Source organism: Bradyrhizobium sp. WSM1253 (assembly GCF_000244935.1).
In the GTDB taxonomy this organism is placed as follows: domain Bacteria; phylum Pseudomonadota; class Alphaproteobacteria; order Rhizobiales; family Xanthobacteraceae; genus Bradyrhizobium; species Bradyrhizobium canariense.
Genome location: NZ_JH600073.1, coordinates 7,213,081 through 7,238,313, shown reverse-complemented (window position 1 = coordinate 7,238,313; position 25,233 = coordinate 7,213,081). Strand labels below are relative to the sequence as shown.

21 protein-coding genes and 1 pseudogene are annotated in these 25,233 nt (G+C 65.2%); 11 read left to right on the top strand and 11 right to left on the bottom strand.

Going from position 1 to position 25,233, the window contains the following annotated elements:
- The first annotated feature begins 24 nt into the window (after positions 1-24).
- From gudD to garD, 3 genes are all read left to right on the top strand, one after another.
- Positions 25-1,368 (top strand): glucarate dehydratase, encoded by a 1,344-nt coding sequence (gudD, locus tag BRA1253DRAFT_RS34905; protein WP_007602055.1) that lies wholly within the window; start codon positions 25-27, stop codon positions 1,366-1,368.
- Between the two features lie 17 nt (positions 1,369-1,385).
- Positions 1,386-2,834 carry an aldehyde dehydrogenase family protein gene (locus tag BRA1253DRAFT_RS34900; protein ID WP_007602054.1) on the top strand — a complete coding sequence of 483 codons (1,449 nt, stop codon included), beginning with the start codon at positions 1,386-1,388 and terminating at the stop codon, positions 2,832-2,834.
- A 123-nt stretch (positions 2,835-2,957) separates the two neighbouring features.
- Positions 2,958-4,499 (top strand): galactarate dehydratase, encoded by a 1,542-nt coding sequence (gene garD, locus BRA1253DRAFT_RS34895; RefSeq protein WP_007602053.1) that lies wholly within the window; start codon positions 2,958-2,960, stop codon positions 4,497-4,499.
- A gap of 91 nt (positions 4,500-4,590) precedes the next feature.
- Here garD and BRA1253DRAFT_RS34890 read toward each other — a convergent pair whose 3' ends face one another.
- From BRA1253DRAFT_RS34890 to BRA1253DRAFT_RS34880, 3 genes are all read right to left on the bottom strand, one after another.
- Positions 4,591-4,947 carry a hypothetical protein gene (locus tag BRA1253DRAFT_RS34890; protein WP_007602052.1) on the bottom strand — a complete coding sequence of 119 codons (357 nt, stop codon included), beginning with the start codon at positions 4,945-4,947 and terminating at the stop codon, positions 4,591-4,593.
- A gap of 374 nt (positions 4,948-5,321) precedes the next feature.
- Entirely contained in the window at positions 5,322-5,924 is a 603-nt protein-coding gene (locus tag BRA1253DRAFT_RS34885) for a DUF2147 domain-containing protein (protein ID WP_007602051.1), read from the bottom strand.
- Between the two features lie 116 nt (positions 5,925-6,040).
- Entirely contained in the window at positions 6,041-7,069 is a 1,029-nt protein-coding gene (locus BRA1253DRAFT_RS34880; protein ID WP_007602049.1) for an NAD(P)/FAD-dependent oxidoreductase, read from the bottom strand.
- A gap of 180 nt (positions 7,070-7,249) precedes the next feature.
- Between BRA1253DRAFT_RS34880 and BRA1253DRAFT_RS34875 the strand changes: the two genes are divergently transcribed.
- Positions 7,250-7,717: a thioesterase family protein gene (locus BRA1253DRAFT_RS34875; RefSeq protein WP_007602045.1), complete on the top strand. Its 468-nt coding sequence runs from the start codon at positions 7,250-7,252 to the stop codon at positions 7,715-7,717.
- Between the two features lie 13 nt (positions 7,718-7,730).
- Here BRA1253DRAFT_RS34875 and BRA1253DRAFT_RS34870 read toward each other — a convergent pair whose 3' ends face one another.
- Positions 7,731-8,051 carry a 2Fe-2S iron-sulfur cluster-binding protein gene (locus BRA1253DRAFT_RS34870; protein ID WP_007602043.1) on the bottom strand — a complete coding sequence of 107 codons (321 nt, stop codon included), beginning with the start codon at positions 8,049-8,051 and terminating at the stop codon, positions 7,731-7,733.
- A 165-nt stretch (positions 8,052-8,216) separates the two neighbouring features.
- Positions 8,217-8,591, bottom strand: coding sequence for an Hpt domain-containing protein (locus BRA1253DRAFT_RS34865; RefSeq protein WP_088941210.1), 375 nt, complete (start codon positions 8,589-8,591; stop codon positions 8,217-8,219).
- Between BRA1253DRAFT_RS34865 and BRA1253DRAFT_RS44025 the strand changes: the two genes are divergently transcribed.
- The gene (locus tag BRA1253DRAFT_RS44025) at positions 8,590-8,844 is read left to right on the top strand and encodes a hypothetical protein (protein ID WP_157158676.1); all 255 of its coding nucleotides are present in this window, start codon (positions 8,590-8,592) and stop codon (positions 8,842-8,844) included. The two genes, BRA1253DRAFT_RS34865 and BRA1253DRAFT_RS44025, sit on opposite strands and share 2 nt — an antisense overlap.
- Before the next feature lie 143 nt (positions 8,845-8,987).
- Positions 8,988-14,696 (top strand): negative regulator of septation ring formation, encoded by a 5,709-nt coding sequence (locus BRA1253DRAFT_RS34860; protein WP_007602039.1) that lies wholly within the window; start codon positions 8,988-8,990, stop codon positions 14,694-14,696.
- A gap of 257 nt (positions 14,697-14,953) precedes the next feature.
- Here BRA1253DRAFT_RS34860 and BRA1253DRAFT_RS34855 read toward each other — a convergent pair whose 3' ends face one another.
- Genes BRA1253DRAFT_RS34855 through BRA1253DRAFT_RS34845 form a run of 3 tightly spaced genes read right to left on the bottom strand, consistent with a single transcriptional unit; the run spans position 14,954 to position 17,758 of the window.
- Positions 14,954-15,835 (bottom strand): MlaD family protein, encoded by an 882-nt coding sequence (locus BRA1253DRAFT_RS34855; RefSeq protein ID WP_007602037.1) that lies wholly within the window; start codon positions 15,833-15,835, stop codon positions 14,954-14,956.
- A gap of 16 nt (positions 15,836-15,851) precedes the next feature.
- Complete coding sequence (locus tag BRA1253DRAFT_RS34850; protein ID WP_007602036.1) at positions 15,852-16,622, bottom strand: ABC transporter ATP-binding protein; 771 nt, start codon at positions 16,620-16,622, stop codon at positions 15,852-15,854.
- Between the two features lie 2 nt (positions 16,623-16,624).
- Positions 16,625-17,758, bottom strand: a complete 1,134-nt coding sequence (locus BRA1253DRAFT_RS34845) for an ABC transporter permease (RefSeq protein ID WP_007602035.1) — start codon at positions 17,756-17,758, stop codon at positions 16,625-16,627.
- Positions 17,759-17,901: 143 nt separating this feature from the next.
- On the opposite strand from BRA1253DRAFT_RS34845, the gene dgcA reads away from it, so the two are divergent.
- The gene (gene dgcA, locus BRA1253DRAFT_RS34840; protein WP_007602034.1) at positions 17,902-18,897 is read left to right on the top strand and encodes an N-acetyl-D-Glu racemase DgcA; all 996 of its coding nucleotides are present in this window, start codon (positions 17,902-17,904) and stop codon (positions 18,895-18,897) included.
- Here the strand turns inward: dgcA and BRA1253DRAFT_RS34835 are convergent.
- Positions 18,867-20,063 (bottom strand): MFS transporter, encoded by a 1,197-nt coding sequence (locus tag BRA1253DRAFT_RS34835; protein WP_007602033.1) that lies wholly within the window; start codon positions 20,061-20,063, stop codon positions 18,867-18,869. The two genes, dgcA and BRA1253DRAFT_RS34835, sit on opposite strands and share 31 nt — an antisense overlap.
- Before the next feature lie 75 nt (positions 20,064-20,138).
- Between BRA1253DRAFT_RS34835 and BRA1253DRAFT_RS34830 the strand changes: the two genes are divergently transcribed.
- Positions 20,139-21,533: a hypothetical protein gene (locus BRA1253DRAFT_RS34830; protein WP_007602032.1), complete on the top strand. Its 1,395-nt coding sequence runs from the start codon at positions 20,139-20,141 to the stop codon at positions 21,531-21,533.
- Between the two features lie 12 nt (positions 21,534-21,545).
- Positions 21,546-21,898, top strand: a pseudogene (locus BRA1253DRAFT_RS34825) (ADP-ribosylation/crystallin J1).
- A 19-nt stretch (positions 21,899-21,917) separates the two neighbouring features.
- Here BRA1253DRAFT_RS34825 and BRA1253DRAFT_RS34820 read toward each other — a convergent pair.
- A complete protein-coding gene (locus BRA1253DRAFT_RS34820; protein ID WP_007602029.1) occupies positions 21,918-22,277 on the bottom strand; it encodes a hypothetical protein in 360 nt (119 codons plus the stop codon).
- Positions 22,278-22,400: 123 nt separating this feature from the next.
- On the opposite strand from BRA1253DRAFT_RS34820, the gene BRA1253DRAFT_RS34815 reads away from it, so the two are divergent.
- Positions 22,401-22,718, top strand: coding sequence for an antibiotic biosynthesis monooxygenase (locus tag BRA1253DRAFT_RS34815; RefSeq protein ID WP_007602028.1), 318 nt, complete (start codon positions 22,401-22,403; stop codon positions 22,716-22,718).
- Positions 22,719-22,748: 30 nt separating this feature from the next.
- On the opposite strand, the gene BRA1253DRAFT_RS34810 is transcribed toward BRA1253DRAFT_RS34815, so the two are convergent.
- Positions 22,749-23,192, bottom strand: a complete 444-nt coding sequence (locus BRA1253DRAFT_RS34810; RefSeq protein ID WP_007602027.1) for an RbsD/FucU family protein — start codon at positions 23,190-23,192, stop codon at positions 22,749-22,751.
- A 164-nt stretch (positions 23,193-23,356) separates the two neighbouring features.
- Here BRA1253DRAFT_RS34810 and BRA1253DRAFT_RS34805 point away from each other — a divergent pair, with 164 nt between their 5' ends.
- A complete protein-coding gene (locus tag BRA1253DRAFT_RS34805; protein ID WP_007602026.1) occupies positions 23,357-25,159 on the top strand; it encodes a caspase family protein in 1,803 nt (600 codons plus the stop codon).
- Positions 25,160-25,233 lie beyond the last annotated feature (74 nt).

Sequence of the window (25,233 nt, the reverse complement as noted above, 5' to 3'; positions counted from 1 at the left end):
AAGCGACACAGGGAGGAGCCTGCGATGGCCAAAACCGAGATCACTGGCGCACCGGTCGTCACCGCGATGCAGGTGATCCCGGTCGCAGGCCGTGACAGCATGCTCCTTAATCTGAGCGGTGCGCATGCGCCGTTCTTCACCCGCAACATCGTCATCCTCACTGACAATGCCGGTCACACCGGCGTCGGCGAGGTGCCCGGCGGCCAAAAGATCTGGCAGACGCTGCAGGACGCCCGTGATCTCGTGATCGGCAAGACCGTCGGCGCGATGAACAACATCCTCGCCGATATCAGAACCGCCTTCGCCGATCGCGATGCCGGCGGCCGCGGCAAGCAGACTTTCGATCTCCGCGTCATGATCCATGCCGTCACGGCCGTGGAATCGGCGTTGCTCGATTTGCTCGGCAAGCATCTCGACCTGCCGGTCGCAGCCCTGCTCGGCGAGGGACAGCAGCGCACCAGCGTCGAGACGCTGGGCTATCTCTTCTTCGTCGGCGACATCAGCAAAAGCAAGCTCGACTACGTCAGCGGCGAGACCGGCAAGCCCGAATGGTTCAACCTCCGCCATCAGCAGGCGATGACGCCGGAAACCGTGGTGCGGCTCGCGGAAGCCACCCACGACCATTACGGCTTCGCCGATTTCAAGCTCAAGGGCGGCGTGCTGCGCGGCGAGCAGGAGATCGAGGCCGTCACTGCGATCGCCAAGCGCTTTCCGAATGCGCGGGTGACCCTGGACCCGAACGGCGCATGGTCGCTCGACGAGGCTGTCGGCCTCTGCAAGGACATGCACGGCATCCTCGCCTATGCCGAGGACCCCTGCGGCGCCGAAGGCGGCTTCTCCGGCCGTGAGATCATGGCCGAGTTCCGCCGCGCAACGGGCCTGCCGACCGCGACCAACATGATCGCGACCGATTGGCGGCAATTGTCGCATGCGCTGCGCCTCGGTGCGGTGGACATTCCGCTCGCCGATCCCCATTTCTGGACCATGCAGGGCTCGGTGCGCGTGGCACAGACCTGCCGCGACAACGGCCTGACCTGGGGTTCGCACTCCAACAACCATTTCGACATCTCGCTCGCCATGTTCACCCATGTCGGCGCCGCCGCCCCCGGCAGGGTCACCGCAATCGACACGCACTGGATCTGGCAGGACGGCCAGGCCCTGACGAAGGAGCCGCTCCAGATCAAGGGCGGCAAGATCGTCGTGCCTGAGAGGCCGGGCCTGGGTATCGAAATCGACAGGGCCGCCATCGACGCCGCGCATGACCTTTACAAGCAGCATGGACTCGGCGCCCGCGATGACGCTATTGCCATGCAGGACTTGATCCCCGGCTGGACCTTCGACGACAAGCGTCCCTGCCTGGTTCGTTAAAAACTCTGGAGGAAGCTATGACTGCGATCCTGAAGAACTTCATCGGCGGCGAATGGGTCGATGGCTCCGCCGTCACCAAGAACATCAATCCCTCCAACACCAATGATCTCGTCGGCGAATACGCCAAGGCCGACAAGACGCAGACCGAGAAGGCGATCGCAGCAGCCAAGGCCGCCTTCCCCGCCTGGGCGCAATCGACACCGCAGGCGCGTTATGACGCGTTGAACAAGATTTCGCTCGAGATCATCGCCCGCAAGGAAGAGCTCGGCCGCCTGCTCGCGCGCGAGGAAGGCAAGACCCTCCCCGAAGGCATCGGCGAGGTCGCCCGCGCCGGCCAGATCTTCGCATTCTTCGCCGGCGAGGCGCTGCGCATGATCGGCGAAAAGGGCGCCTCGGTGCGCCCCGGCATCGACGTCGAGCTCACCCGTGAGCCGATGGGCGTCGTCGGCATGATCACGCCCTGGAATTTCCCGATCGCGATCCCCGCCTGGAAGATCGCCCCGGCGCTCTGCTATGGCAACACCGTGGTGTTCAAGCCGGCTGAATTGGTGCCGGGCTCGGCGCATGCGCTGTCCGAGATCATCACCCGTTCCGGCATCCCGGCCGGCGTGTTCAACCTCGTTGTCGGCTCGGGCTCCGTGGTCGGCCAGACCCTGATCGAGCATCCCGACGTCGCCGCGATCACCTTCACCGGCTCGGTGCAGACGGGCCGCAAGATCGCGCAGGCCTGCGTGACCTCGAGCAACATGAAGAAATTCCAGCTCGAGATGGGCGGCAAGAACCCGTTGGTGGTGCTCGACGACGCCGATCTCAAGACCGCGGTCGAAGTCGCCGTCAATGGCGCTTATTTCTCCACCGGCCAGCGCTGCACCGCGTCCTCGCGCCTGATCGTCACCGAAGGTATTCACGACCGTTTCGTTGCGGCGATGACCGAGCGCCTGAAAGGCCTGACGGTCGACGACGCGCTCAAGGCCGGCGTGCATATCGGCCCCGTGGTCGACCAGAGCCAGCTCGACCAGGACCTGCGCTACATCAAGATCGGCCAGGACGAGGGTGCCAAGCTCGCCTGGGGTGGCGAGCTGCTCAAGCGCGAAACGCCCGGTCACTACCTGCAGCCGGCGCTGTTCACGGAAGCCAACAACAACATGCGGATCGCGCGCGAAGAAATCTTCGGGCCGGTCGCGACCGTCATTCGCGCCAAAAACTACGAGGAGGCGCTGGCGATCTCCAACGACACCGAGTTCGGCCTTGCCTCCGGCATCTGCACCACCAGCCTGAAATACGCCTCGCACTACAAGCGCAACAGCGAGTCCGGCATGGTGATGGTCAATCTGCCGACCGCCGGCGTCGATTATCACGTGCCGTTCGGCGGCCGGAAGGGTTCGAGCTACGGCGCCCGCGAGCAGGGCTCTTACGCGCGCGAGTTCTACACCACGGTGAAGACGGCTTATACCTTCCCCGGCTAGCCACGGGGAAGATTCGTAGGGTGGGCAAAGCGAAGCGTGCCCACCACTTACGTTCGGTGTGAAGATGGTGGGCACGGCGCGTTGCGCCTTTGCCCACCCTACGACTACGGAGGCAAAGCGCAGATGGACCAGTCAGTCGCAGCGAAAGAGCAGCCCCGCTACATCAAGCTCAACGATCGCGACAACGTCGCGATCGTGGTCAATGATTTCGGCCTTCCCGCCGGCTCCCGCTTCGCCAGCGGGCTGACGCTGCGCGCCTTCGTGCCGCAGGGGCACAAGACGGCGCTGGTCGACATCCCGCAGGACGCCCCGATCATCCGCTACGGCGAGGTGATCGGCCATGCGCTCGCGCCGATCCTGGCCGGCGAATGGGTGGACGAAGCGCGCATCCGCATGCCGGAGGCCCCTGCCCTCGACAAGCTGGAAATCTCGACCGCCGTCCCCGCGCCGTTGCCGCCGCTCGATGGTTTCACGTTCGAAGGCTTTCGCAATTCCGACGGCTCGGTCGGCACCAAGAACATCCTCGGCATCTCCTCCTCCGTGCAATGCGTCAAGGGCACGATGGAATACGCGGTGAAGCGCATCCGCGCCGAGCTGCTGCCGAAATATCCGAATGTCGACGACGTCGTGCCGCTGACGCACGCCTATGGCTGTGGCGTCGCTATCAACGCGCCTGATGCAGTGATTCCGATCCGCACGCTGCAAAACATCGCGCAGAACCCGAATTTCGGCGGCGAGATCCTGGTCATCAGCTTGGGATGCGAAAAGCTCGCGCCCGAGCGTCTGGTGCCGGAAGGCGTCAGCAATGCCATCGTGCGCATGCAGGACGAAGCCTTCGACGGTTTTGGCGCCATCGTCGACGCCATCATGACCCAGGCCGAAGCCCGCCTGAAGATCCTCAACAAGCGCACCCGCGAGACCTGCCCGGCCGCCGATCTCGTCATCGGCCTGCAATGCGGTGGTAGCGACGCCTTCTCCGGCGTCACCGCGAACCCTGCGGTCGGCTTCGCCGCCGACCTGCTGGTGCGCGCCGGCGCCACCGTGATGTTCTCGGAAGTCACCGAAGTGCGCGACGCGATCCAGCTGCTCACGCGACGCGCCATCAACGAGGACGTCGGCCGCGCGCTGGTCCGCGAGATGGCCTGGTACGATTCCTATCTCGCCCGCGGCGGCGCGGACCGCAGCGCCAACACCACGCCGGGCAACAAGAAGGGCGGCTTGGCGAATATCGTCGAGAAATCATTGGGCTCGATCGTCAAGTCCGGATCAAGCGCAATCACCGGCGTACTCTCGCCCGGCGAGAAGGCGACGCAGAAGGGCATGCTGTTTGCGGCGACGCCGGCATCCGACTTCATCTGCGGCACGCTCCAGCTCGCCTCCGGCATGACGCTGCAAGTGTTCACCACCGGCCGCGGCACGCCTTACGGCCTTGCGGCTGCGCCCGTGATCAAGGTCGCGACCCGCAGCGAGCTCGCGCGACGCTGGAAGGACCTGATCGATTTCGATGCCGGCGGCATCGCGACCGGCGAGAAGACCATTGAGGAGACCGGCTGGGACCTGTTCCGCCTGATCCTCGACGTCGCCAGCGGCCGCACGCAACCCTGGTCGGATCGCTGGGGCATCCACAACGATTTGACGCTGTTCAATCCGGCGCCGGTGACCTGAGCGCCGCGCGCGGACGCTGCCTCGCCGCGCGGATGTATTGGTGCGAGAGTCTCGTTTCGACGCCACGCGTCGCCCGGGATGACGCTTCAGTCTAGGTCATGCTGCCCGGCATGAAACAGCGCACGCGCGGATGGCCGTCGATATAGTGCTTCCACACCATGGTGCGGCCGATCTTATTCGGCTCGGTGATGACGGCGCCGTCGGGCACGACCACCCATTCGCCCTCGAGATGCACGCGATAGCGGCCTTTGTCGGATTCCCAGTCGACATCGGCGACCACGTAGCCGTCGGCATCCGAGCAGCATTGGCCGTATTCGCTGTGCAGGCTCTCGAACCAGAGCTTTAACGGCGAGTTGGCGTAGCGGCCGTCGTCACGCGCCATCGTCGGAGCGGTCAGCAGCACGGTCAGGACCAGCAGCATGGCGGCACACGATATTGCACGTCTCATGTCGTCTCCGCGGATCGAGGTCATCGCCGCGGGGCGATAGTTGCCGTTCGCCTTCCGCGACTCGGCGAAGGCGTCAGGGACGGCGACTCATTCCCCCAGCAGCTTTGCGGATAGCTATGCAAATCCGGCGCCACCGCGCATTCCGGGGAACTACTGGCGCGGGTCCGGCAGGCGTTCGTCTTTCGAGGGGTATGACCGCTACTCGCGCGCCAAGATCTCCGCTGTCTCAGCCGGCCGCATGCGCGATTGCGCACGGTGACACCGCGCAAGAACGCGGAGAGGCTGCGGCGTACCGGAGTCCCCGCCTTGGCGGGCAATGACAGCGCTGTGTGGAGCTATGGAAGTTCGGGCGCCATGGCGCCCCGACGTAGACCCTACTGCTTCGGCGCCGGCGCCATCATCGCGCCGCCCTTCTTCGCCGCGGGCACGGGCGCGGGTTTGGTCGCGGCGGTCGCTTGCGCCGGGAGATATTTCGCGACGATGGCGGGATCGACCTGCGCAATATTGGCGTCGGGAAGACGCGTCCAAGTCTCGTCCTTGCCGAACAGAGAGATGCCGAGGAAACCGCGCATCGTCAGCGTCTGCCCATCCGGGCTGACCGTCATCTTGGCCTTCCAGATGTTGCCGTCGCGCGGATTGACCACGTTGCCGCCGTCATACTTCAAACCGTCGCGCTTCATGTCGCGGATAAAGGAAAGCCCGAGCACCGGCGCGTTCTTGCGATCGTCCGTGCATTTCGCGCAGATCTCGTTCGGGTCGTCGCCAGGCCGCGGAAAGGTTTTTGCGATAACGCCTTCGAAGATGCCGCCGTGGTCGATGAAGAGAAACCATCCCACCGTCTTGCCGTCCTCGACCTTCTGCCAGAGACCCGCGGCGGTCGGCTGCTGCACTTGCGCCGCAACCGGGCTCACCGCACCGAGCGACATCGCGAGCGCGAGGATCGAGAACAGCCGAAAGCTGGAAAAGAGAGTCCGCATTATCATCACCTTGCTGAGCCAATCGCCTTGCTAAGCCGCCAACTGCAATGGCCGCAGACTACGGCGATTTCGCGAACTGTTCCAGCACCAGAAACATGGGGCATCGCCCGCCGCCGTCAGTTGACGCCGAGCTTCTTTTGCAGGCTGGAGGACGAGGTCGTGTACTGGAACACGAGCCGCTTCTCCGGATAGACGTAGCGATGGGCTTTTTGCGACATCAGCGCGCCCTCGTGGAAACCGCACAGGATCAGCTTGATCTTGCCGGGATAGGTGTTGATGTCGCCGATCGCGAAGATGCCTGGCACGTTGGTCTCGAACGCGGATGTCTCGACCGGCACCAGATTGTTCTCCAGCGCGATGCCCCAGTTCGCGACCGGACCGAGCTTCATGGTCAGCCCGAAGAACGGCAGCATGGTGTCGCAGGTAATTTCGCTGACGCTGTTGTCGTTAGCCTTGACAGTGGCGCCGCTCAGCCTGCCCTCGTTGCCTGACAGCGCGGTGACCTGGCCGAGGCGCAGATCCATCTTGCCGGCCGCGACCAGCGCGCGCATCTGCTCGACGCTGTGGGGGGCGGCGCGAAAATCGTCGCGACGGTGCAAGAGCGTGATGCGCTTGGCGATCGGATGCAGATTGAGCGTCCAGTCGAGCGCGGAATCGCCGCCGCCCACGATCAGCACGTTCTTGTCGCGGAACGTCTCCATCTTGCGCACGGCGTAGTGCACCGAACTTCCTTCATAGGCTTCGATCCCCGGCACCGGTGGACGCTTGGGCTGGAACGAGCCGCCGCCGGCAGCGATCACCAGCACCTTGCATTCGAACACCTTGCCAGCGTCCGTCGTGCAGCGGAACAGGGGATCGCCGATCTTCTCCACGGTCTCGATCATCTCGCCGAGATGGAAAGTCGGATGGAACGGCTTGATCTGCTCCATCAGCGCGTCGGTGAGGCCCTGCCCCGAAACCTGCGGAATGCCGGGAATGTCGTAGATCGGCTTTTCCGGATAGAGTTCTGCGCACTGGCCGCCGACCTTGTCGAGGATGTCGACGAAATGCGTCTTCATGTCGAGAAGGCCCAGCTCGAAAGCGGCGAACAGACCGCAGGGGCCGGCGCCAATAATCAGCACATCGGTTTTGATCGCGTCGCTCATGTCGTCTCTTTATCGGTCGTTCGGTGGGACGGCGCCCTGTGGGCCGAGGTGTCCCTGCCTGTCTAGCCAACGGGGATGGATCAGGGAAGGCATAAAAGCGGGAGCGCCCCGCAGCCGCGCCCACTTGCCGGGTCAGGCTAGCTGGGCTGTAACGGGCAACGATATGACGGAGATCAATCGGTGAACGCACCAAGCCGCCTCGATACGACGCCGCGCCTGGAGGACTACCCTTTTCGCCTCAGCGACAATGTCCGCTTCGGCGATCTCGACCCTAACCAGCACGTCAACAACGCGGTCTACGCCACCTATTTCGAGACCGGCCGTGTCACGCTGATGAAGCTTCCGGAATACGGCCTGACGCCGCCGGGACTTGCCTGGATCATGGTACGGCTCGACATCCATTTCCGCGCCGAGTTGCACTGGCCGAACACGATCGAGCTCGGCCTCGGCGTCGCGAAGCTTGGACGAACGTCGGTGACGTTCGAGCAGGTGGTGTTTTCGGAAGGGAAGTGCATTGCATCGGCGACATCGGTCGCCGTGATGATCGACGAAGCGTCGCGCCGGCCAACGCCACTGATCGCGGAAGTGCTCGAGAAGCTCAGGCCCTGGCACAAGCGCGGCATTGAGGTCGCGCCGCCGAGCACATGAATAGCTAACAGCGTTAGGCCTGGCGTTCCGGCGTCGCCACCACGAGGCCGTCGAGATCGTCGGAGACCTTGATCTGGCAGGACAGGCGCGAGTTCGGGCGCACGTCGAAGCCGAAGTCGAGCATGTCCTCTTCCATCGGCGTCGGGCTGCCGACCTTCTCACGCCACGCTTCGTCGACATAGACATGGCAGGTGGCGCAGGCGCAGGCGCCGCCGCATTCGGCCTCGATGCCGGGAATGCTGTTGCGGATGGCGGCTTCCATCACAGTCGCGCCGTTCTCGACGTCCACCGTACGGGTTTCGCCCTTGTGATCGACAAAGTGAATTTTGGCCATGTGTGCTCGTGCTGCCGCGATCTAGGGAATGAAGGAGGGTCCGGGCTGTCCTATAACGGGTCGGTCAGCCCGGCGCCATAGCGTTTTGATAAGTCGTGAATACCGTTTCGCGGGAAGAAAACCCGTCAAAACAAAAGACTAGAGGACGGTTCTGGCCCTGTCGGCCTAAGGGTTGAGGATCGCCTCGATGGCGGCGCGAGCCTCGGTCACCGCCTCTTTCAGCGCGGCAAAGGCGTGAAGCCGGCCCTGGCCGGTCTGGATCGCGGTCTCCAGGCTGGCGGCGGCATCCGCCACCGCAAAGGCGCCGATCCCGCGCGCCGATCCCTTGAGCTTGTGGGCGAGTGCGCCCGCCTCGGCCGGCAGCGCTGCCATCGCCGCGATCAGGCGCACCGCTTGCTCGGCAAACATCGCCAGCACTTCCTGTTCCAGCTCGGAATCGCCGAGCGTCATGCGGGAGAGATGATCGAGGTCGAGCGGGCTGTCGATGGGTGCAAGCGGGGGCGAGGGCATCCAGTCCATCCGTTGCAGTTCAGGAGTCATGGCGCAGGCCCCGGCATCGCGCGATGTCCGCCGGTCCGGCGGTCAAGTTCCATCCACCCAAGCATGGAAATGGTTAACGAAATGTTCCGGCCGTTTTGCGCAAATCTGCCTGCTTATTGACGAAAAGTTGCCGCAATCCGGCGAGTCCAGTGGAGAATTGCATTTATTGATAAGGCCTTACGGCGCGATCCTGTTAACGATGATTAAGAATGTCTTAATCGCGGGCATTTCATTCGCGACGCTCTGCCAATAGGATGTTGGAGAAATTGGCGGACAAGCCGTCCGGGTGGGGATGGCTCGGAGATCCGCGCAAGCGGCATGATCCGGACTGTGGGCTTGCGTAGCGCGCAGAGCTCGCGGGGGGACGCGTACAAGTAACGAGGGCTCGGACTGAACATGGCAAACACTCCGAAAAAGGTCAAAGACCCCACAGAAGATGCGCTTTCTGCAATCCAGGAAGCCCTGAACATCAGCGACACGGCTGCGGACACCAGCCGCAACGCCTCGATGCGCAGCGAAACGCCGCCTCCGGTCGCGCCACCGGCTCCCCCGATGTTCGACGAACCGAGCTTCGACGCGCGTCCTGCCGCGAACGAACGCGCGATGTTCGACCAGATCGAGGAGCCGCGCTCCTCGCGCCGCGCCGCCAATGACGACCGTGCGACCATCGGCCAGCTCTTGCAGACGTTGCAGACGGGACGCCCGGCCCGCAACATCTACACCGGCGCGACCATCTTCACCGTCATCTGGCTGGCGGCCTGCGCCGCGCTGACGGTCGGTTTCCTGCCTTCGATCCAGGCGGCGATGGGCCAGAGCGGCGGCGTGTTGGCCATTGCCGGCCTCGTCACGATGTTCTTCGCGCCGATCATGCTGTTCTTCTTCCTGGCGAGCCTCGTCTGGCGCGGCCAGCAAATGAGCTCGGTCGCGCAGGCGATGGCCCAGGTTGCGATCCGCTTCTCCGAGCCGGAAGGCTCGGCTTCGGATTCGATGGTGACCGTCGGCCAGGCCATCCGCCGCGAGGTCGCGGCGATGGGCGACGGCATCGAGCGCGCCATCGCGCGCGCCGGCGAACTCGAGACGCTGGTTGCCAACGAGGTCGCAGCTCTCGAACGCGCCTATTCCGACAACGAAGTGCGCATCCGCGCCCTGCTCCAGGACATCGCGCATCAGCGTGACAATCTGGTCGGCCAGGCCGAGCAGGTCCGCAGCGCCATCTCCGGCGTGCAGATCGATTTGCGCCACGACATCGCGCTGATTTCGGACGCGATCGCCTCGCGCGTCGACGAGGTCGCCAAGTCCATCACCGGCGCGCTCGAAGAGCGCGGCGCCCACATCACCGGTGCGCTCAGCAACGCCGGCGACAACATGATCCTCGCCCTCGGCGAGCGCGGCGGCGACCTGCTCGACCGCCTCGAGGAGGCCAGCAACGAGACCACGCGCGCCGTGCTCGACGCCAGCGAGCGACTGACCACCAGCCTCAATTTCAAGACCGGCCATGTCCACGACGAGTTCGTCGACCTCGCCGACCGCGTCCACGAAATGCTGAACGAGCGCATCGACCGCATCACAGGCGAGTTCGAGCAGCGCTCCGCCGCGATCGTCGACGGTATCTCCGAGCGAACCGAGCAGGTGCATGACAGCCTGAAGAATTCGTCGGACTCGCTGCTGCTCGAGCTCGAGCTGCGTTCCAACGACCTCTCCGCCAAGATCGACGACGCCGGCAACCGCCTCGCCGGCCACATCATGACCTCCGGCGACAAGGCGAGCGAAGCGCTCGACGCCACCGTCAACACGCTGGTCGCCAAGGTCGTCAGTCAGACCGAGACCGCGCACGACTCGCTGTCGCTGCAGATGAGCGCCTTCGACGAGCTGGTGAAGAATCAAGGCACCGAGCTGGTCGAGAAGTTCGCACGCGACTCCGGCACGCTGGGCGCCCTGATCACCCGCCACATCTCCGAGTTCGACCGCACCGTGAAAACCTTCGGCGGCGAGATCGTCGATCGGATGGGCCAGCGCACCCAGGACATCCATGAATCGCTGAAGACCTATGTCGACAATTTCGACACCCGCTTCACCTCCAACGGCGGCGCGATCACGGCTGTGCTCGACCAGCGCCTGGTGCAGTTCGAGACCACGGTTGGCGAGCGCGTCAGCAACCTCGACGCCTCGCTGAACGGCAAGATCTCGGGTCTCGACTCGACGATCGATGGTCACATCAAGACCTTCGACGAGCAGCTCGTCGGCCGCGTCGCCGCGCTCGAACAGTCGTTCGATACCCGTGCGAAGTCGGTCACCGAGACCATCGACGGACGGCTCAACACGCTCGCCTCGTCGCTGACTGACGGTGCCGCGCAGGCGATCCAGTCGATCGACTCCCGCCTCACCCATCTCACGACGTCGCTGACCGATGGCGCATCGCAGGCGATCGAGACGATCGACAACCGTCTCAACCACCTCACGACCTCGCTGACGGATGGCGCATCGCAGACCATCCAGACGATCGACACGCGCCTCACGCATCTGACGACCACCCTCACCGGCGGCGCGTCGCAGGCGCTCGAATCAATCGACACGCGCCTCACCTACCTGACCACCGCGGTGACGAACGGCGCCTCGCAGGCGGTGCAGTCGATCGATACCCGTCTCACCCTCCTGACCTCGACGCTCACCGACGGCACCGCGCAGGCGATCGAGGCGGTCGACCGCCGCATCACCGGCGTCACCGAGATCATCGACGGCCGCAGCATGCACCTGACCGACACGGTCACGGCGCGCTTCCAGGACATCCAGCAGGCCATCGAGACCAAGGTCGGCTCGGTCGCTAGCGACATCGACGTGCGCGTGGCGCAGTTCGAGGACCTGCTCGGCTCACGCGTCGAGGCCGTCGCCGGCCGCATCGAGAGCAGCGGACGCCAGGCCAGCGAGGACATGATGTCCCGCGCCGAGATGATCTCGACCGCGATCCGCTCGCACGTCGAGGACGCCGAGCGCTCGCTCACCAACCTCGTCGTCAACACCAGCGAGACCATCCAGACCGGTGCGCGCACCGCGCAGCAGTCGCTGATGACGGTTTCCTCCGACGTCAACGCCCAGCTCAAGATGACCTCCGCCGAGGTCGAGCGCGCGCTGACCGCTGTCGGCACCGGTGCAGCGAACTCCATCCTGACCAGCGCCCGCGAAGCGCAGTCGACGCTGGTCGCGGCATCCGGCGATGCCTCCAACCAGATCAAGGGGCTCGCGGCCGACGTCGAACGCACGCTGTCGTCGGCAGGCTCGGCGACCGCCGCCTCGATCCTGGCCGGTGCCCGCGAGGTGCAGACCACGCTTGTCACGGCGTCCTCGGACGCGGCCAACCACGTCAAGACCCTCACCGCCGACGTGCAGCGCTCGCTGTCGATGGCCGGCACGACCACGGCGGAATCGATCACCGCCGGCGCCCGCGATGCGCAGAGCGCGCTGATCGCGGCCTCGAGCGAGACCGCCAACCAGATCAAGGCGCTGTCCTCCGACGTGCAGCGCTCGCTCTCGATGGCGGGAACCGCGACGGCAGAGACCATCATGACCGGCGCCCGCGAAGCTCAGAGCACGCTCGTCAACGCGTCCTCGGATGCGGCGAGCCAGGTCAAGTCCCTTGCCGCCGAAGTGCATCGCTCGCTCTCGCAGGTCGGCCAATCGACCGCCGAGACGATCACGACCAGCGCCCGCGATGCCCAGAGCACCCTGCTGGCGGTCTCCGCCGAACAGACCGGCCAGGTTCGTTCGCTGGCGGCCGAGATGCAGCGCGCGCTGGCGACCGCCGGCGGCGCCACCATCGAGGCGCTCACCAGCGGCGTGCGCGAAGCCCAGGGCACGCTGATCTCCGCCTCGACGGACGCAGCAGGCCAGATCAAGTCGCTGACCATAGACATCGAGCGCACGCTGACCTCGGTCGGCGCCGACACCGCCTCGACCATCCTCAACAGCGCGCGTGAGGCGCAGACCTCGCTGACCTCGACCTCGGCGGATGCCGCAAGCCAGATCCGCACGATCTCGAGCGAGATCGAGCGTACGCTGAGCACGGCCACCGCGAACGCGACCAACGACATCCAGACCAGCGCGCTCAACGCCCAGAACGCGTTGATCAACGCCTCCAACGAGGCGAGCTCGCGGGTGAAATCGAGCTCGGCGGACGTCGAGCGCTCGGTGCTCGCCGCCAGCAGCAGCTTCGGCCAGGCCATGACCGGCAAGACCGACGAGATCGTCACCTATGTGCAGCAGCAGTCCGACCGTCTCGCCAACATGATCGACGCCAAGCGCGGCTCGCTCGTGGACGCGATCGGCTCGAAGACCAGCCAGCTCACGCTCGACATCGACCGCGTCACGTCCGACGCGCTGAAGTCGATCGAAACGCGCGGCCACGCGTTCTCGCAGACCATGATGGGCAACGGCTCCGAAGTGGCGCGAACCATCAACTCGGCGAGCGAGATGGCGACGGGTGCCGTCAACAAGTCGCTCAAGGACCTCGAGCAGGCCTCCCGCGCGGCAATCGACCAGTCGCGCCAGGTCTCGATCGCGGCTGTCACCGAGATGCAGGAGACCAGCAAGATCCTGCGAACCGACACGGTCGCCCTGTTCGAGCGCCTGCGCGAAGGCAACATCCTGCTCCAGGAGGTGCTGACCGGTGCGCACGACAACCTCAACTCGCTCGAGCGGGCGCTGGTGACGCGCGTCGCCGACTTCGTCTCGGCGATGAACGACGTCACCTCGCGCAACGGCGCTGCGACGCAGAACCTGGAAGACCAGCTCAACGTCTTCAACAGCAAGACCACGCGGGCGCTCCAGGATCTCGGCGAGCTGTCGACCCAGTTCGACGCGCACGGCAAGGCACTGGTCGAGGCCGCGCAGGTCGTCGAGCAGAGCAACAAGAATACCACCGCCTCGCTCGCCGAACGCAAGGAGGCGCTGGAATCGCTCGTCACCACGATCGACCTGCGCACCGCCGATCTCGACCAGCGCCTGTCGCGCTTCACCGGCCTGCTCGACGAATCGCTGGCGGCCGCCGAAGAGCGTGCCCGCGACATCGCCCGCGTCGTCGCGGAGACCGCCGGCGCCGGTTCCGCCGCGATCACCCGCCAGTTCGAAGCGGTGCGGTCGGCCTCCGAAGAGGAGCACCGGCAGACCGTCGAGGCCATGCATGACATCTACCGCCAGACCACCGACGAGGCGGATGCGATGTTCAAGCAGTCGACGGAGAAGTTCACCAACCTCGTCTCCAGCATGAAGCAGATGGCGTTCGAGATGCACAACGAGCTCGAAGCCACCCGCAACGAGCTGCGCCGCGGCGTGCTCGAGATGCCGCAGGAGGCCGCCGAGAGCACTGCGCAGATGCGCAAGGTGATCGTCGACCAGATCGAGGCCCTCGCCGAGCTCAACCGCATCGTGGCCCAGCACGGCCGTGGCCTCGACGTCTCCACGACGGGCCGCGCCAGCGTGCAGCGCCAGGAAGAGCCGATGCTGGCGGCCGTCGGCGCGCGCAGCACCGAGACGCGCATGCGCGAGAGCGCCAGCGCCTCGACGCTGCCGCCGCCGGACCTCGGCATGCCCGCCTCCTCGCGCCGCACCGAAGCGCCGCCGGTTGCACCGGCCGGCAACGACCAGGGCCGTGACGGCTGGCTGTCGGACCTCTTGAGCCGCACGGACGCCAACCAGGGTGCGCCCACCGGACGTGAGCCCCAGCGCGGCCGCCAGGCTGCACCGGCGCCGCAGCCGCAGGCCCCGCAAGGTGGCGGCAATCCGCTGGAATCCTTGTCGCTCGACATCGGCCGGCTGATGGACCGCAACCTCGCGTCCGAGATGTGGGACCGCTACCAGCGCGGCGAGAACAAGGCCTTCACCAAGCGCCTCTACACGCCCGCGGGCCAGAAGGCCTTTGACGAGGTCGCCCGCAAGTATCGATCCGACCGCAACTTCAAGGCGACGGTCGACCGCTATGTCGCCGAGTTCGAACGCCTGCTCGACGAAGTCGCCCGCGACGGCCGCGGCCCGCAGGAGCTGCGCAACCACCTGACCTCCGAGACGGGCCTGGTGTACACGCTGCTTGCTCACGCAGCGGGCCGGCTGGGATAAGCGGTCGGTCGCCAAGACGCATGACGAATGAAAACGGAGGCCTCACGGCCTCCGTTTTGTTTTGGGCGTCATTAGGTTTGGGCGTCATTAGGAACGACGCGTTCGACCAAGCACTCGGTGTCGTCCTGGCGAACGCCAGGACCCATTATCCCAGGGAGGAGTTTGGCGAAGACCAGTCGTACGGTACTGCCATCGACCGCAATCGATGGACCTCGCGGTATGGGTCCTGGCTTTCGCCAGGACGACATCTGGGACGCCTACTGCCGCCTGCGCTCCGGCACAGCGGGCTTCGGCGGCTCGGGCGGCGGCGGCGCAGCCGCCGGCGGCGCGCTGTTGCTGGCGCCGAACAGGACGCGGGTCGGGTTGCGGTCGAAATTGTTGACCGCGCGGCTGATGTCGCCGAGCGTGCGGCGGCCGTCGATCATCAATGCGCCGGAGCGCTTGTCGAAATCGTCGGCCAGTTCGCGGATCGACTTCACCGCCAGAAACAGCTCGCCGCCGTCCTTGCCGCCGGCGAGCGTGTTGAGGCCGAGCATGAGGCTGTCGGCCTTGAGCATGACGCCGTCGACCTTGGCCATCACGCCGTCGATCTTCTCCGAGTTGCGGGCGAGCGAGTTGGTGAAGGTCTCGAGATTCTTCAGCGAGTTCTTCACCGATTCCTGATTGTCGGCGACGATCTTGTTGATGTTCTGCAGCGTGCCGCGGATCGCCTCGGTGACGTCCTGGAGCTTGTTGGGATCGGCCGTCAGCGTGGGGATGCCGTCCTCGTCGAGCGGCGGCGCAGGCGCTGCCTCCTCGCCGCCCTTGAGCGAGATCGCGGCGACGCCGGTCAGGCCCTGGAATTCGAGGCCGACCAGGGTGTCCTTGCGGATCGGGGCGTTGTTCTCGACCATGGCGAGTGCGACAACCCGCCGCGGGTTGTCGAGCTTCACCGAGACCACCTCGCCCACCCTGATACCGTTAAAATTGACGCTGCCACCGTTGCGCAGGCCCGCGGCCGGGCCCTCGAACACGACGCGCAGGGGGCTGCGCTGCTTGGTGGTGTGCAGCGACTGAAACCACAGCACGAAGCCGATCGCGGCGGCGATCACCGCCAGCGTGAACGACCCGATCAGCACGTAATTTGCGCGCGTTTCCATCAGCTACTCCGGCACCTCAGCCCATCACCGCGCGAGCGCGCTTGCCATGGAAATATTGCCTCAGCCAGGGATGCTGCGAGGCCTGCATGTCGGCGATCGACCCTGCCGCAATGATCTTACCGTTGCCTAAAACGGCGATGCGGTCACATGCTGTGTAAAGGCTATCGAGGTCGTGGGTTACCATGAAAACGGTCAGCCCCAAAGTCCGCTGCAACGTCCTGACCAGCTCGTCGAAGTCGCCGGCGCCGATCGGATCCAGGCCCGAGGTCGGCTCGTCCAGGAAGACGAGATCCGGGTCGAGAGACAGCGCGCGCGCCAGCGCCACGCGCTTGACCATGCCGCCCGATAGTTCCGAGGGAAAGCGATCGGCCACTTCGGGCTTGAGACCCACCATGGTGAGCTTGGCGATGGTGATCTCGTCCATCAGCCGCTGCGACACCCGCAGATATTCGCGCATCGGAAACTGGATGTTCTGCCGCACCGTGAGCGAGGAGAACAGCGCGCCCTGCTGAAACAGCACGCCCCAGCGCCGCTCCACGTTGCGACGCTGCGACGTATTGGAGGCATCCAGATCGACGCCGAACACCTCGATGCTGCCTGCGACCTTGGGCACGAGGCCGATGATGGTGCGTGTCAGCACGGACTTGCCCGCGCCGGAAGGACCGACGAAGCCCAAAATCTCGCCGCGCTTGACATCGAGGTCGAGCCCGTCGAGCACGCGCGTCGCGCCGAACTGCACGGTGATGTCGCGGACGCGGATGATGGGGTTCTGGATCTCGCCTGCCATCGTCACATCCCGATCGAGGCGAAGAAGATGGCGAACACGCCATCCATGACGATGACGAAGAAGATGCCCTTCACCACCGAGGCCGTCGTGTGTTGTCCGAGCGATTCCGCACTGCCCTGCACGGCGAGGCCCTCGACGCAGGCGACGATGCCGATCACCGCGGCCATCACCGGCGCCTTGACGATGCCGACGATGAAATGGTCGATCGAGATGGCGTCGCGCAGGCGCAGCAGGAAGGCTTCGGGATCGACGCCGCCGTAGAGCCAAGCGACGAGACCGCCGCCATAGAGCGCGGCCATCGCGCCGAGGAACGCCAGGATCGGCAGCGCTAGCACCAGCGCCAGCATGCGCGGCAGCACCAACACCTCGATGGGATCGAACCCCATGGTGCGCAGCGCGTCGATCTCCTCGCGCATCTTCATCGAGCCGAGCTCGGCCGTGTAGGCGCTGCCCGAGCGGCCGGCGACCATGATCGCGACCAGCAGCACGCCGATCTCGCGCAACACCAGCACCCCGAGCATGTCGACGACGAAGATGTCGGCGCCGAACCTGCGGAAATGGAAAATGCCCTGCTGGGCGATGATGCAGCCGATCAGGAAGGTGATCAGCACCACGATCGGCACCGCGCGCCAGCAGACCTGCTCGAGATGGTGCACGGTCGAGGTCAGGCGGAACGAGCGCGGGTGAATCAGGGTGCGCGCGACCGCCGCGAGCACCGCGCCGAGCATATCGATCAGGCCTGCGACGGTGCCGGCAACCCCGGCCACGGTCCGGCCGATCTGCTCCAGCATGCCGGTGATGGTGATCGTGCTGGTGTCGACGACGGGCGTCGCCCTGACCCGTCGCACCTCGTCCACGAGGCTCGAATAATTGGCGGAAAGGCCGGCGATCTGCGCCTCGACGGCGCCCTGCGTCAGGCTGCGGCGCAGCCGCTCGATCAGCCAGGCGCCGAAGGTGTCGAGCTTGGTGACCTCGGACACGTCGATGAAGATGCTTTGCGGGCCGCCGGCAAGCTTCTCGGCGTCAGCCACCATCCGCTCCAGGACCGGCGCGAAGCTCGCGGTCCAGGTTCCGGTGGCGCAGAGTGCCAGCGCATTGCCCTTCGCAATCCGTTCCAGCTTCGGATCGCCGTTCAAGACGTCCGCTCCCGTGCCGGGGCGCGAGAAACGGTTAAAATCAGATGGTTGCGCACGCGCCCTTACCCGGAGAAGGTATCCCCAACTGGTTGACCTTAGTTGCTAGAGGTAACCAGCAGGTTCAGATTTCGCCAGAGTTCAAAATGACTTCCAGCAAAGTTCCGGTTCTCGGCGCGCGAATCGAGCGCTTTCCCATCGCAGGCAGTTTCACCATCAGCCGGGGCGCCAAAACCGAGGCCGTCACCGTCGTGGCCGAGGTCAGCCGGGACGCCCTGACGGGCCGCGGCGAATGCGTGCCCTATTCCCGCTATGGCGAGACGCCCGAGGCGACCCTTGCCGCCATCCAGGCCATGCAGGAGGCCGTGGCCCGCGGCCTCACCCGCCAGGCCCTGCAAGCCGCCATGCCGCCCGGGGCGGCCCGCAACGCCCTGGATTGTGCCCTGATCGATCTGGAAGCCAAGGCGGCGGGCTTGCGGGCCTGGAGCCTGCTCGACCGCCCGTTGCCGGGCGAGCGCACCACGGCCTACACGATCTCGCTGGGAACGCCCGAGGCCATGGCGGCGGCGACCGCCAAAGCGGCGCACCGGCCGCTGCTCAAGATCAAGCTCGGCGGCAACGGCGACGGGGAGCGGATCGCCGCGGTGCGCAAGGCCGCTCCCGAATCCGAACTGATCGTCGATGCCAACGAGGCCTGGACCGAGGCCAATCTGGAGCACAATCTTGCGGCCTGTGAGGCTGTCGGCGTCACCCTGGTCGAGCAACCGCTGCCCGCGGGCAAAGACGACGCACTGGCGCGGATCAAGCGGCCGCTCGTGGTCTGCGCCGACGAGAGCGTGCACGACCGCAACTCGCTCGCTCCCTTGCGCGAGCGCTACGATGCCGTGAACATCAAGCTCGACAAGACCGGTGGCCTCACCGAGGCGCTGGCGATGGCCGATGCCGCTCAGGCGCTCGGCTTCGAAATCATGATCGGCTGCATGGTCGCGACCTCGCTCTCGATGGCCCCGGCGATGCTGGTGACGCCGCAGGCGCGCTTCGTCGATCTCGACGGTCCGCTGCTGCTGGCGCACGATCGCGATCATGGCCTTCGTTACGACGACAGCCTGATCTATCCGCCTGATGCCTCGCTGTGGGGATGAGCTTTCAGCCGGTGCCGCGTCGACCAGATCAGAAGCGCGCCGGCAGCGGCCATCGCGGCCATCACGTAATAGAGGCCATCGCCGATGCGGGCGTAGATCGCGCCTGACGCGATCGAGGTGGTCGCACCCAACAGGCCGTTGCACGCGGCGTAGTAGCCCTGCCCCCGCGCGATCTGATGCGACGGCACGCGCTGCACCAGCAGACTCATCGTGCCGAGAATGGTCATCCCGAAGCTCAGGCCGTGGCCGAGCTGCACGATCGCCAATAGCGCGAGCGGCGGATCGTGCGCGGTGACGACCCAGCGCACGACCGCGCTCGCGCCCCCGATCGCCATCAGCGAGGACGGATGCAGCGAGAAGCGCGGCGACAGCGCAAAGATGACAATCTCGGCGATCACCCCTAACGTCCAGAGGCCCGCGATCGTCAGCCCGCCGAGGCCCTGGGCCTGCCAGTTGATGGCCGAGAATGTATAATACGCGACGTGACTGCCCTGGATCAGCGCAGCCGAAACGATGATGGCCCAGAAGCCGGCATCGCGCAGCAGCGCCTTGCCAGCGTGCGCCGCTGTCGTCCTTCGCCTGACATCGTCGAGCGGCTGGAGCAGCATGCCGGCGGCGACCGCAATCACGGCCCAGGCGACGATGATCCAGATCAGATCGCGCGCCGCGATGTGGTCTACGAGATAGCCGCAGGCGAGCGAGCCGGCCGCGAAGGCTGCCGAACCCCACAGCCGCACCGGCCCGTAATCGAGCCCGTAGCGGGCGACGCCACGCAGCGCATAGGCGTCGGTCAGCGGCATGGTCGGCGTCCACATCATGCAGGTCAGCGCATAGATCAGGAACAGCGCCAACGGCTGCTGCTGCAAGCCGACCGCCGTGAACCCGATCGCCGTCGCCAGCACGGAGATCATCATGCCGGCGCGAATCGCATGTCGCTTTTCGGCAAAGGCGGTGATCTGCGGCAGCGTGGTGAAGCGCGTGATCGCCGGCAGCGCGTTGATGAGGCCGATCCAGGCCGCGTCGATGCCGATCGCCTTCAGCCAGACCGGAAAGAACGGCAGATGCGTCCCCGAGACCGCGAACACGGCCGAGTAGAACAGCGCGAGGCTCATGGCGAATCGCCGCTTCCGAGCTGCTGCGATGGGGATTTGTGATTCGCCTGCCATCAAACCAATTGCGATTCGGTCGATATCGTGGTGATCGTTACTGTAACGCGCGGTGATTTGCGCGACGAGATTGACATGGCCAACGAAGCATTCGCCCTCTCGCCTATGTCTGCCCGTGCGGCCGAGCCGAACGAGCAGGATTACGACGCGATCCGCGAAGCCTTCCTGGAGACCGCGCGCGGCCGCTGGTTCCTTGGTGAATACGCCAAGCGCAACCGCAATGCCGACACCCGCATGGTGCTCGACGCTGTCGCGAAAATCGAAGAAACCCTTGCGGCACAGCGCCAACCCGTCGTCGAGGACCGGCTGCCCGAGGCGCTGGTCGCGATCCGGCACGCGATCCGCGAAGCCGAGACGATCGCAATCGCGGCGTTCGATCCGGGGGCGATCGAGGCGAGCCTCGCACCGATCCCGCGCGGCCTGCGCATCATCAAGGAGATCTCCTGGCGCTGGCGCGAGATCGGCGCCGACGGGCGAATCTGCGACCTGATTGATTCGCAGCTCGCCTCCATCGAGGCGGCCTGCGCGCAGGTTTCGACCATCGACCCCCGCGCCGACCTCAAGGCCGCATTCGACCTGCTCAAGGACCGGATCGACCAGACCGACGCTGACGCAACGCCGCAGGCCGCGCGCCCCTCGCCGGCTCCGGTGCAGGAGACACCGTCGCCTGTTGCGGAAGCTCCGCTGGCGGAGGCCGCGCCTGCGGCGATGGCCAGCGAAGCAGCCGTGGCTTTTACGGAGGCGCCGCAGGACATCGCAGAGGCGATCAAGCCCGAAGCCGCCGTGGAAGCGGCCGGCGTCGCCGAGGCATTCTCGGTTGCGGAGCAGGCGATGGACGCCGCGCTCAAGCCGGAGACCGTCGGCGAGAACCTGATCGCACCTGAAGCCGCCGCTTTTGAAGAGCCGGCCACTGAGGCCTTCGTGGAGGTGACGGACGAATTTTCGCTCGATGCCGCAGCGGAAGCCGAGGACGAAGCCATACTCGACGCGATCGCCCTGGAGATGGCCGCACCCGATCCGGAATTCGACGAGATCATCGAACCGGTCGAGATGGAAGCGACCGTTCCGGAACCGGTGGTTGCGGAGGCCGCAGCGCCCATCGCAGCCGAGATACCGGAGCCGATCGCACCGGAGCCGGCCGCAGCCGAGCCAGTCTCCGCCGCAGCGGTGGTGGAGGAGCCGGTGGAGGAAGCGCCGATCGCGATGGAATCGCTGGCGCGCCTCACCAACGCCATTGCGGAAGCCGCCGCCGAAGTGATGGAGCAGCCGGCGCCGGTCATGGCGGCCACCGCGACATTCGGCGCGGCGCAGGCCACGACGCTGCCGATGACGTCGCCGGTTCCGGAAGCCTCACTTGGCGCCACCATCCTCGCCAGCGGCATCCTGCAAAAGCCCCGCGCCGCCGCAAACGACCCCATGGCGCCAATCCGCCGCATGACCCAGGCCGAGAAGATCGCGTTCTTCTCGTAAGGCGGCGCAGCTATGTCCTCCGTGGAAGACACCCTCAACCTCTGGCGTCCCGTCGGACCGAAAGACCTGGAGCTGATCCAGCAATCCGGCATGCGCGCGTTTCCGCCGCGCCTGCCGGACCAGCCGATCTACTATCCGGTGCTGACGGAAGACTACGCCATCAAGATCGCGCGCAATTGGAATGTCCCGGCGAGCGGCTCGGCTTTGTGACACGTTTCGAGGTCGAGCGCAGCTTCATCGCGAAGTACGACGTGCAGGAGGCGGGCGGCCGCTCACATCTGGAGTACTGGATTCCGGCCGAGGACCTCGATGCCTTCAATACCGCAATCGTCGGCCTGATCGAGGTCGTCCGCAGCTTCCCCTAGCCGCTGCGCGCTCAGCCCCTCATCCGCAATTCCACACCGCGCCAATCGGCGTCCGCGTCCAGCACGGGCCAAAACTGCCGCCATTGTAGCGGCCGCCGCCGAAGCCGGGCCGGCCGAAATAGCGCCACTCACCATCCCAGCCGTAATATTGCGGAACTGGATCGATGTACCAATGGCGTCGGTCGCTAGGCGACATCCGCCGCATCGCTTCCTTCTGCTTATAGAGCGGAATGCTGTTGCTCAGCGGCTGGCGATAGCCCGGCAGGAAGCCGTAGCCATGCCAGGCTTGCTTGGGACGCTTTTGGATTGAAGCAGCCGGCGCGACAGCCGGCAGCAGCGATAGGACGATAGCGACAGATAGACACATAAAGCGCGACATGGACCGACCATAGACAGTCGGATGCCGGCAGGCCATTCAAAATTCGGGTGGGCGATGTAACAAAGCCCATCGCGAAACCGAAGAGATCGGGAACGGAAATCCATCACCGAGGGTCAAGGAAACATGATTGGCGAAGTGATTGTCATTGGCGATCTGCAATTGCGTGACGGCGCCTCTGTCGACGAACACGACCGGCTCGGCGCGCGCATGTACGACATCGTCAGCCGTCTTCCCGGCTTTGTGTCGGTCAAGTCGTTTAAGGCCGACGACGGCGAGGAGCTCACCGTGTTCCGTTTTGCCTCGGAGGAAGCGCTCGAAGCCTGGCGCACTCACCCCGAACATGTCGAGACGATGAAGCGGGGACATGCCGAGTTCTACGCCAGCGGCTTCCTGCAGATCTGCAAGGTGATCCGCGAGGTCGGACCATTCGAGCACGCGTGACGCCGTCCCGCATCATTCGATCGCGCGCTGCTAGCTGATCACACCCTTCCTGATCAGGAAGCATCCGTAACTGCTGCTGTCGCCGACCTGTACGACGCCAAAGCTCGCCGCCGCCGCGCGATAAAAATCCGGCCGCGAGAGTTTTCCGGGCGTGACGGGCCGGTCGGCGGCACGCTCGATCTCCGCGAGCACCGTGCGCTGCACGTCGGGGACGCGGCTGGGATCGTCGACCGGCATCATCACGCGGACCGGATCGGGATCGAAATCGTCGAGCGGATAGACCGACATGATGGCGCGAATCGCGGTCTGCATGCTGATGCCCGGCAACTGGATCAGGCGCTGCGAATGCGTGCTCTGCGCGATGCGCGCAGAGGGGTGATTGGCATCGACGAAAGCGAGATCGTCGCCATGGCCCATGGACGCCAGCAGCCAGAGCAGATCTGGCGTGAGGATCGGATCGATCGATTTCAGCATGTGACGGACTGTCCTCCCATCGTGCACCCACCTTGGCGGGTTCCAAGCGTGATTCAGATCACGCAGCCTACCATGGTGATGGCGATCACGGACCTCAAAGTCGAACGCGGCCAAGCTTGCCGGCAACCAATCTCGTATCGAGATCAGTGCCAAAGGAGCACGCCATGTTCCGCCTAAAATCTTTCCTAATGACTGCAGGCCTTTTGGGAAGCCTGTTCGGCTTCGCCTCCGGCCCTGTTTCCGCGCAAGTCGCCCCGGTCGAGCCGGCCCCCACCGCGCTGCAAGGCCCGGAACAGCGCGTCGCGTTGGTGATCGGCAATTCGAACTACCAGAACGCGCCGCAGCTCGCCAACCCCGACAATGACGCGGACTCGATGGCGAAGTTCCTGAATTCGGCCGGGTTCGAAGTGGTCGCCGCGACCGACCTGACCCAGAACGACATGCTTCGCGTGGTGCAGGATTTCTCCGCCAAAGTGTCGGCGCGCGGTCCGAACACGGTGGCGATGGTCTACTACGCCGGTCACGGCGTGCAGCTCGCCGGCGAGAACTACCTCGTTCCCGTCGACGCCAAGGTCTCGAGCCAGACCGAGCTCGTCAACAACTCCGTCCGTCTGGTCGACGTGATGTCGACGCTGGAGACGATCCCGAGCCGCATGCGCATCGTCATCCTCGATGCCTGCCGCAACAACCCGTTTCCGAACGTGAACGATGCCGGCCGCGGCTTGGCGATCGTCGATGCGCCGAACGGTTCGATCGTCGGTTACTCGACCGCGCCGGGCGCGGAAGCGCAGGACGGCACCGGCGGTCACAGCCCCTACACGCAGGCCTTCCTGAACGTCGCGCGCGAGCCCAACGTGCCGATCGAGCAACTGTTCAAGCGCGTGCGCCTCGAAGTGAACCAGACCACCAGCGGCGCGCAGATCCCGTGGGAGAGCTCGTCGCTGACGTCGGACTTCACCTTCTTCGGCGACACCGCTGTCGCCGCCAACCGCGCGCCCGTGAATGCGCCTGTCGTGCAGATGGCCTCCAACCTGCCGAGCCGCTCGACCCGCCAGGCCTATGACTACGTCGTGTCGGAAGCTCGGCCCGAGTACTATCAGGAGTTCATCACGATGTATCCGCACGACCCGCTGTGCGACCACGTCCGCTGGCTGCTCAACAACCTGCTGCTCACGCAGGCCTGGCACAAGGCGGTGCTCGCGAACTCGCCGCTCGGATACAAGAATTTCTACGACAGCTACGGCAACACGCCCTATGCGCAGGTCGCGCTCAAGCTCCAGATGCAGCCGAAGCAGATCCCCTTGATGCAGGCGACCAAGTTCCTGGCGCCGCAGAATATCGCCCCGACCTTCAAGATTGGCAATCTCGGCCAGCCCAAATACATGCCGCTGCAGCAGGGTAATGGCGGTGCGCAAGTGAACGGCAATTTGCCGATCGTGCAGAAGTCGGGCGACAACAACGGCATCGGCAAGCTCGGCAATGGCGGCCAGATCGTCAACCTGCCGGCGGGCAACAACCAGCCCAACCAGCAGAACGGCACGCCGTCGCAGACCCCGGGCAAGATCGTCACCCTGCCCGCGCCGACCAACACCACCAACAACAATGGCGGCATCGGCAAGATCGTGACGCTGCCTGCGACCAACAAGACGCCGAACGGTACTGGCAACGGCACAATCAGTGGCAATCCAGGCAAGATCGTGAGCATGCCGGTGAATGTCGGCAAGGGCGGCACGACCATCGACACGAAGCCCGTCAACGTTCAGACGCAGAACAACCCGATCCGCATCAACAACGGCGCCAAGATCAGCGACAACCCCGTGAACAAGGTGCAGGTGCAGAACAACAACCACCCGCAGTTCAACGAGACCAATCGCATGGTCAACAATGGCGGCAACAACTTTCGGCAGTCGATGAACCAGAGCCAGGGTGGCAACGGCGGCAACAACCACCGCGGCTTCATGCACTGATCGCGGTCGGCCACACACGACAAAGGGCAGAGCGGTGACGCTCTGCCCTTCTTCATGTCAGAAGATTTAGAGTA

Excerpts from the sequence above, each read along its gene's own strand:
- garD (WP_007602053.1), top strand. The coding sequence starts at position 2,958 with ATGGACCAGTCAGTCGCAGCGAAAGAGCAGCCCCGCTACATCAAGCTC.
- BRA1253DRAFT_RS34830 (WP_007602032.1), top strand. The coding sequence starts at position 20,139 with ATGGCCAACGAAGCATTCGCCCTCTCGCCTATGTCTGCCCGTGCGGCC.
- BRA1253DRAFT_RS34820 (WP_007602029.1), bottom strand. The coding sequence starts at position 22,277 with ATGTCGCGCTTTATGTGTCTATCTGTCGCTATCGTCCTATCGCTGCTG.
- BRA1253DRAFT_RS34860 (WP_007602039.1), top strand. The coding sequence starts at position 8,988 with ATGGCAAACACTCCGAAAAAGGTCAAAGACCCCACAGAAGATGCGCTT.
- BRA1253DRAFT_RS34850 (WP_007602036.1), bottom strand. The coding sequence starts at position 16,622 with ATGGCAGGCGAGATCCAGAACCCCATCATCCGCGTCCGCGACATCACC.
- BRA1253DRAFT_RS34855 (WP_007602037.1), bottom strand. The coding sequence starts at position 15,835 with ATGGAAACGCGCGCAAATTACGTGCTGATCGGGTCGTTCACGCTGGCG.
- BRA1253DRAFT_RS34805 (WP_007602026.1), top strand. The coding sequence starts at position 23,357 with ATGTTCCGCCTAAAATCTTTCCTAATGACTGCAGGCCTTTTGGGAAGC.
- BRA1253DRAFT_RS34870 (WP_007602043.1), bottom strand. The coding sequence starts at position 8,051 with ATGGCCAAAATTCACTTTGTCGATCACAAGGGCGAAACCCGTACGGTG.
- BRA1253DRAFT_RS34890 (WP_007602052.1), bottom strand. The coding sequence starts at position 4,947 with ATGAGACGTGCAATATCGTGTGCCGCCATGCTGCTGGTCCTGACCGTG.
- BRA1253DRAFT_RS34900 (WP_007602054.1), top strand. The coding sequence starts at position 1,386 with ATGACTGCGATCCTGAAGAACTTCATCGGCGGCGAATGGGTCGATGGC.
- BRA1253DRAFT_RS34880 (WP_007602049.1), bottom strand. The coding sequence starts at position 7,069 with ATGAGCGACGCGATCAAAACCGATGTGCTGATTATTGGCGCCGGCCCC.
- BRA1253DRAFT_RS34885 (WP_007602051.1), bottom strand. The coding sequence starts at position 5,924 with ATGCGGACTCTCTTTTCCAGCTTTCGGCTGTTCTCGATCCTCGCGCTC.
- BRA1253DRAFT_RS34865 (WP_088941210.1), bottom strand. The coding sequence starts at position 8,591 with ATGACTCCTGAACTGCAACGGATGGACTGGATGCCCTCGCCCCCGCTT.
- BRA1253DRAFT_RS34815 (WP_007602028.1), top strand. The coding sequence starts at position 22,401 with ATGATTGGCGAAGTGATTGTCATTGGCGATCTGCAATTGCGTGACGGC.
- BRA1253DRAFT_RS34835 (WP_007602033.1), bottom strand. The coding sequence starts at position 20,063 with ATGGCAGGCGAATCACAAATCCCCATCGCAGCAGCTCGGAAGCGGCGA.
- BRA1253DRAFT_RS44025 (WP_157158676.1), top strand. The coding sequence starts at position 8,590 with ATGGCGCAGGCCCCGGCATCGCGCGATGTCCGCCGGTCCGGCGGTCAA.
- BRA1253DRAFT_RS34810 (WP_007602027.1), bottom strand. The coding sequence starts at position 23,192 with ATGCTGAAATCGATCGATCCGATCCTCACGCCAGATCTGCTCTGGCTG.
- dgcA (WP_007602034.1), top strand. The coding sequence starts at position 17,902 with ATGACTTCCAGCAAAGTTCCGGTTCTCGGCGCGCGAATCGAGCGCTTT.
- gudD (WP_007602055.1), top strand. The coding sequence starts at position 25 with ATGGCCAAAACCGAGATCACTGGCGCACCGGTCGTCACCGCGATGCAG.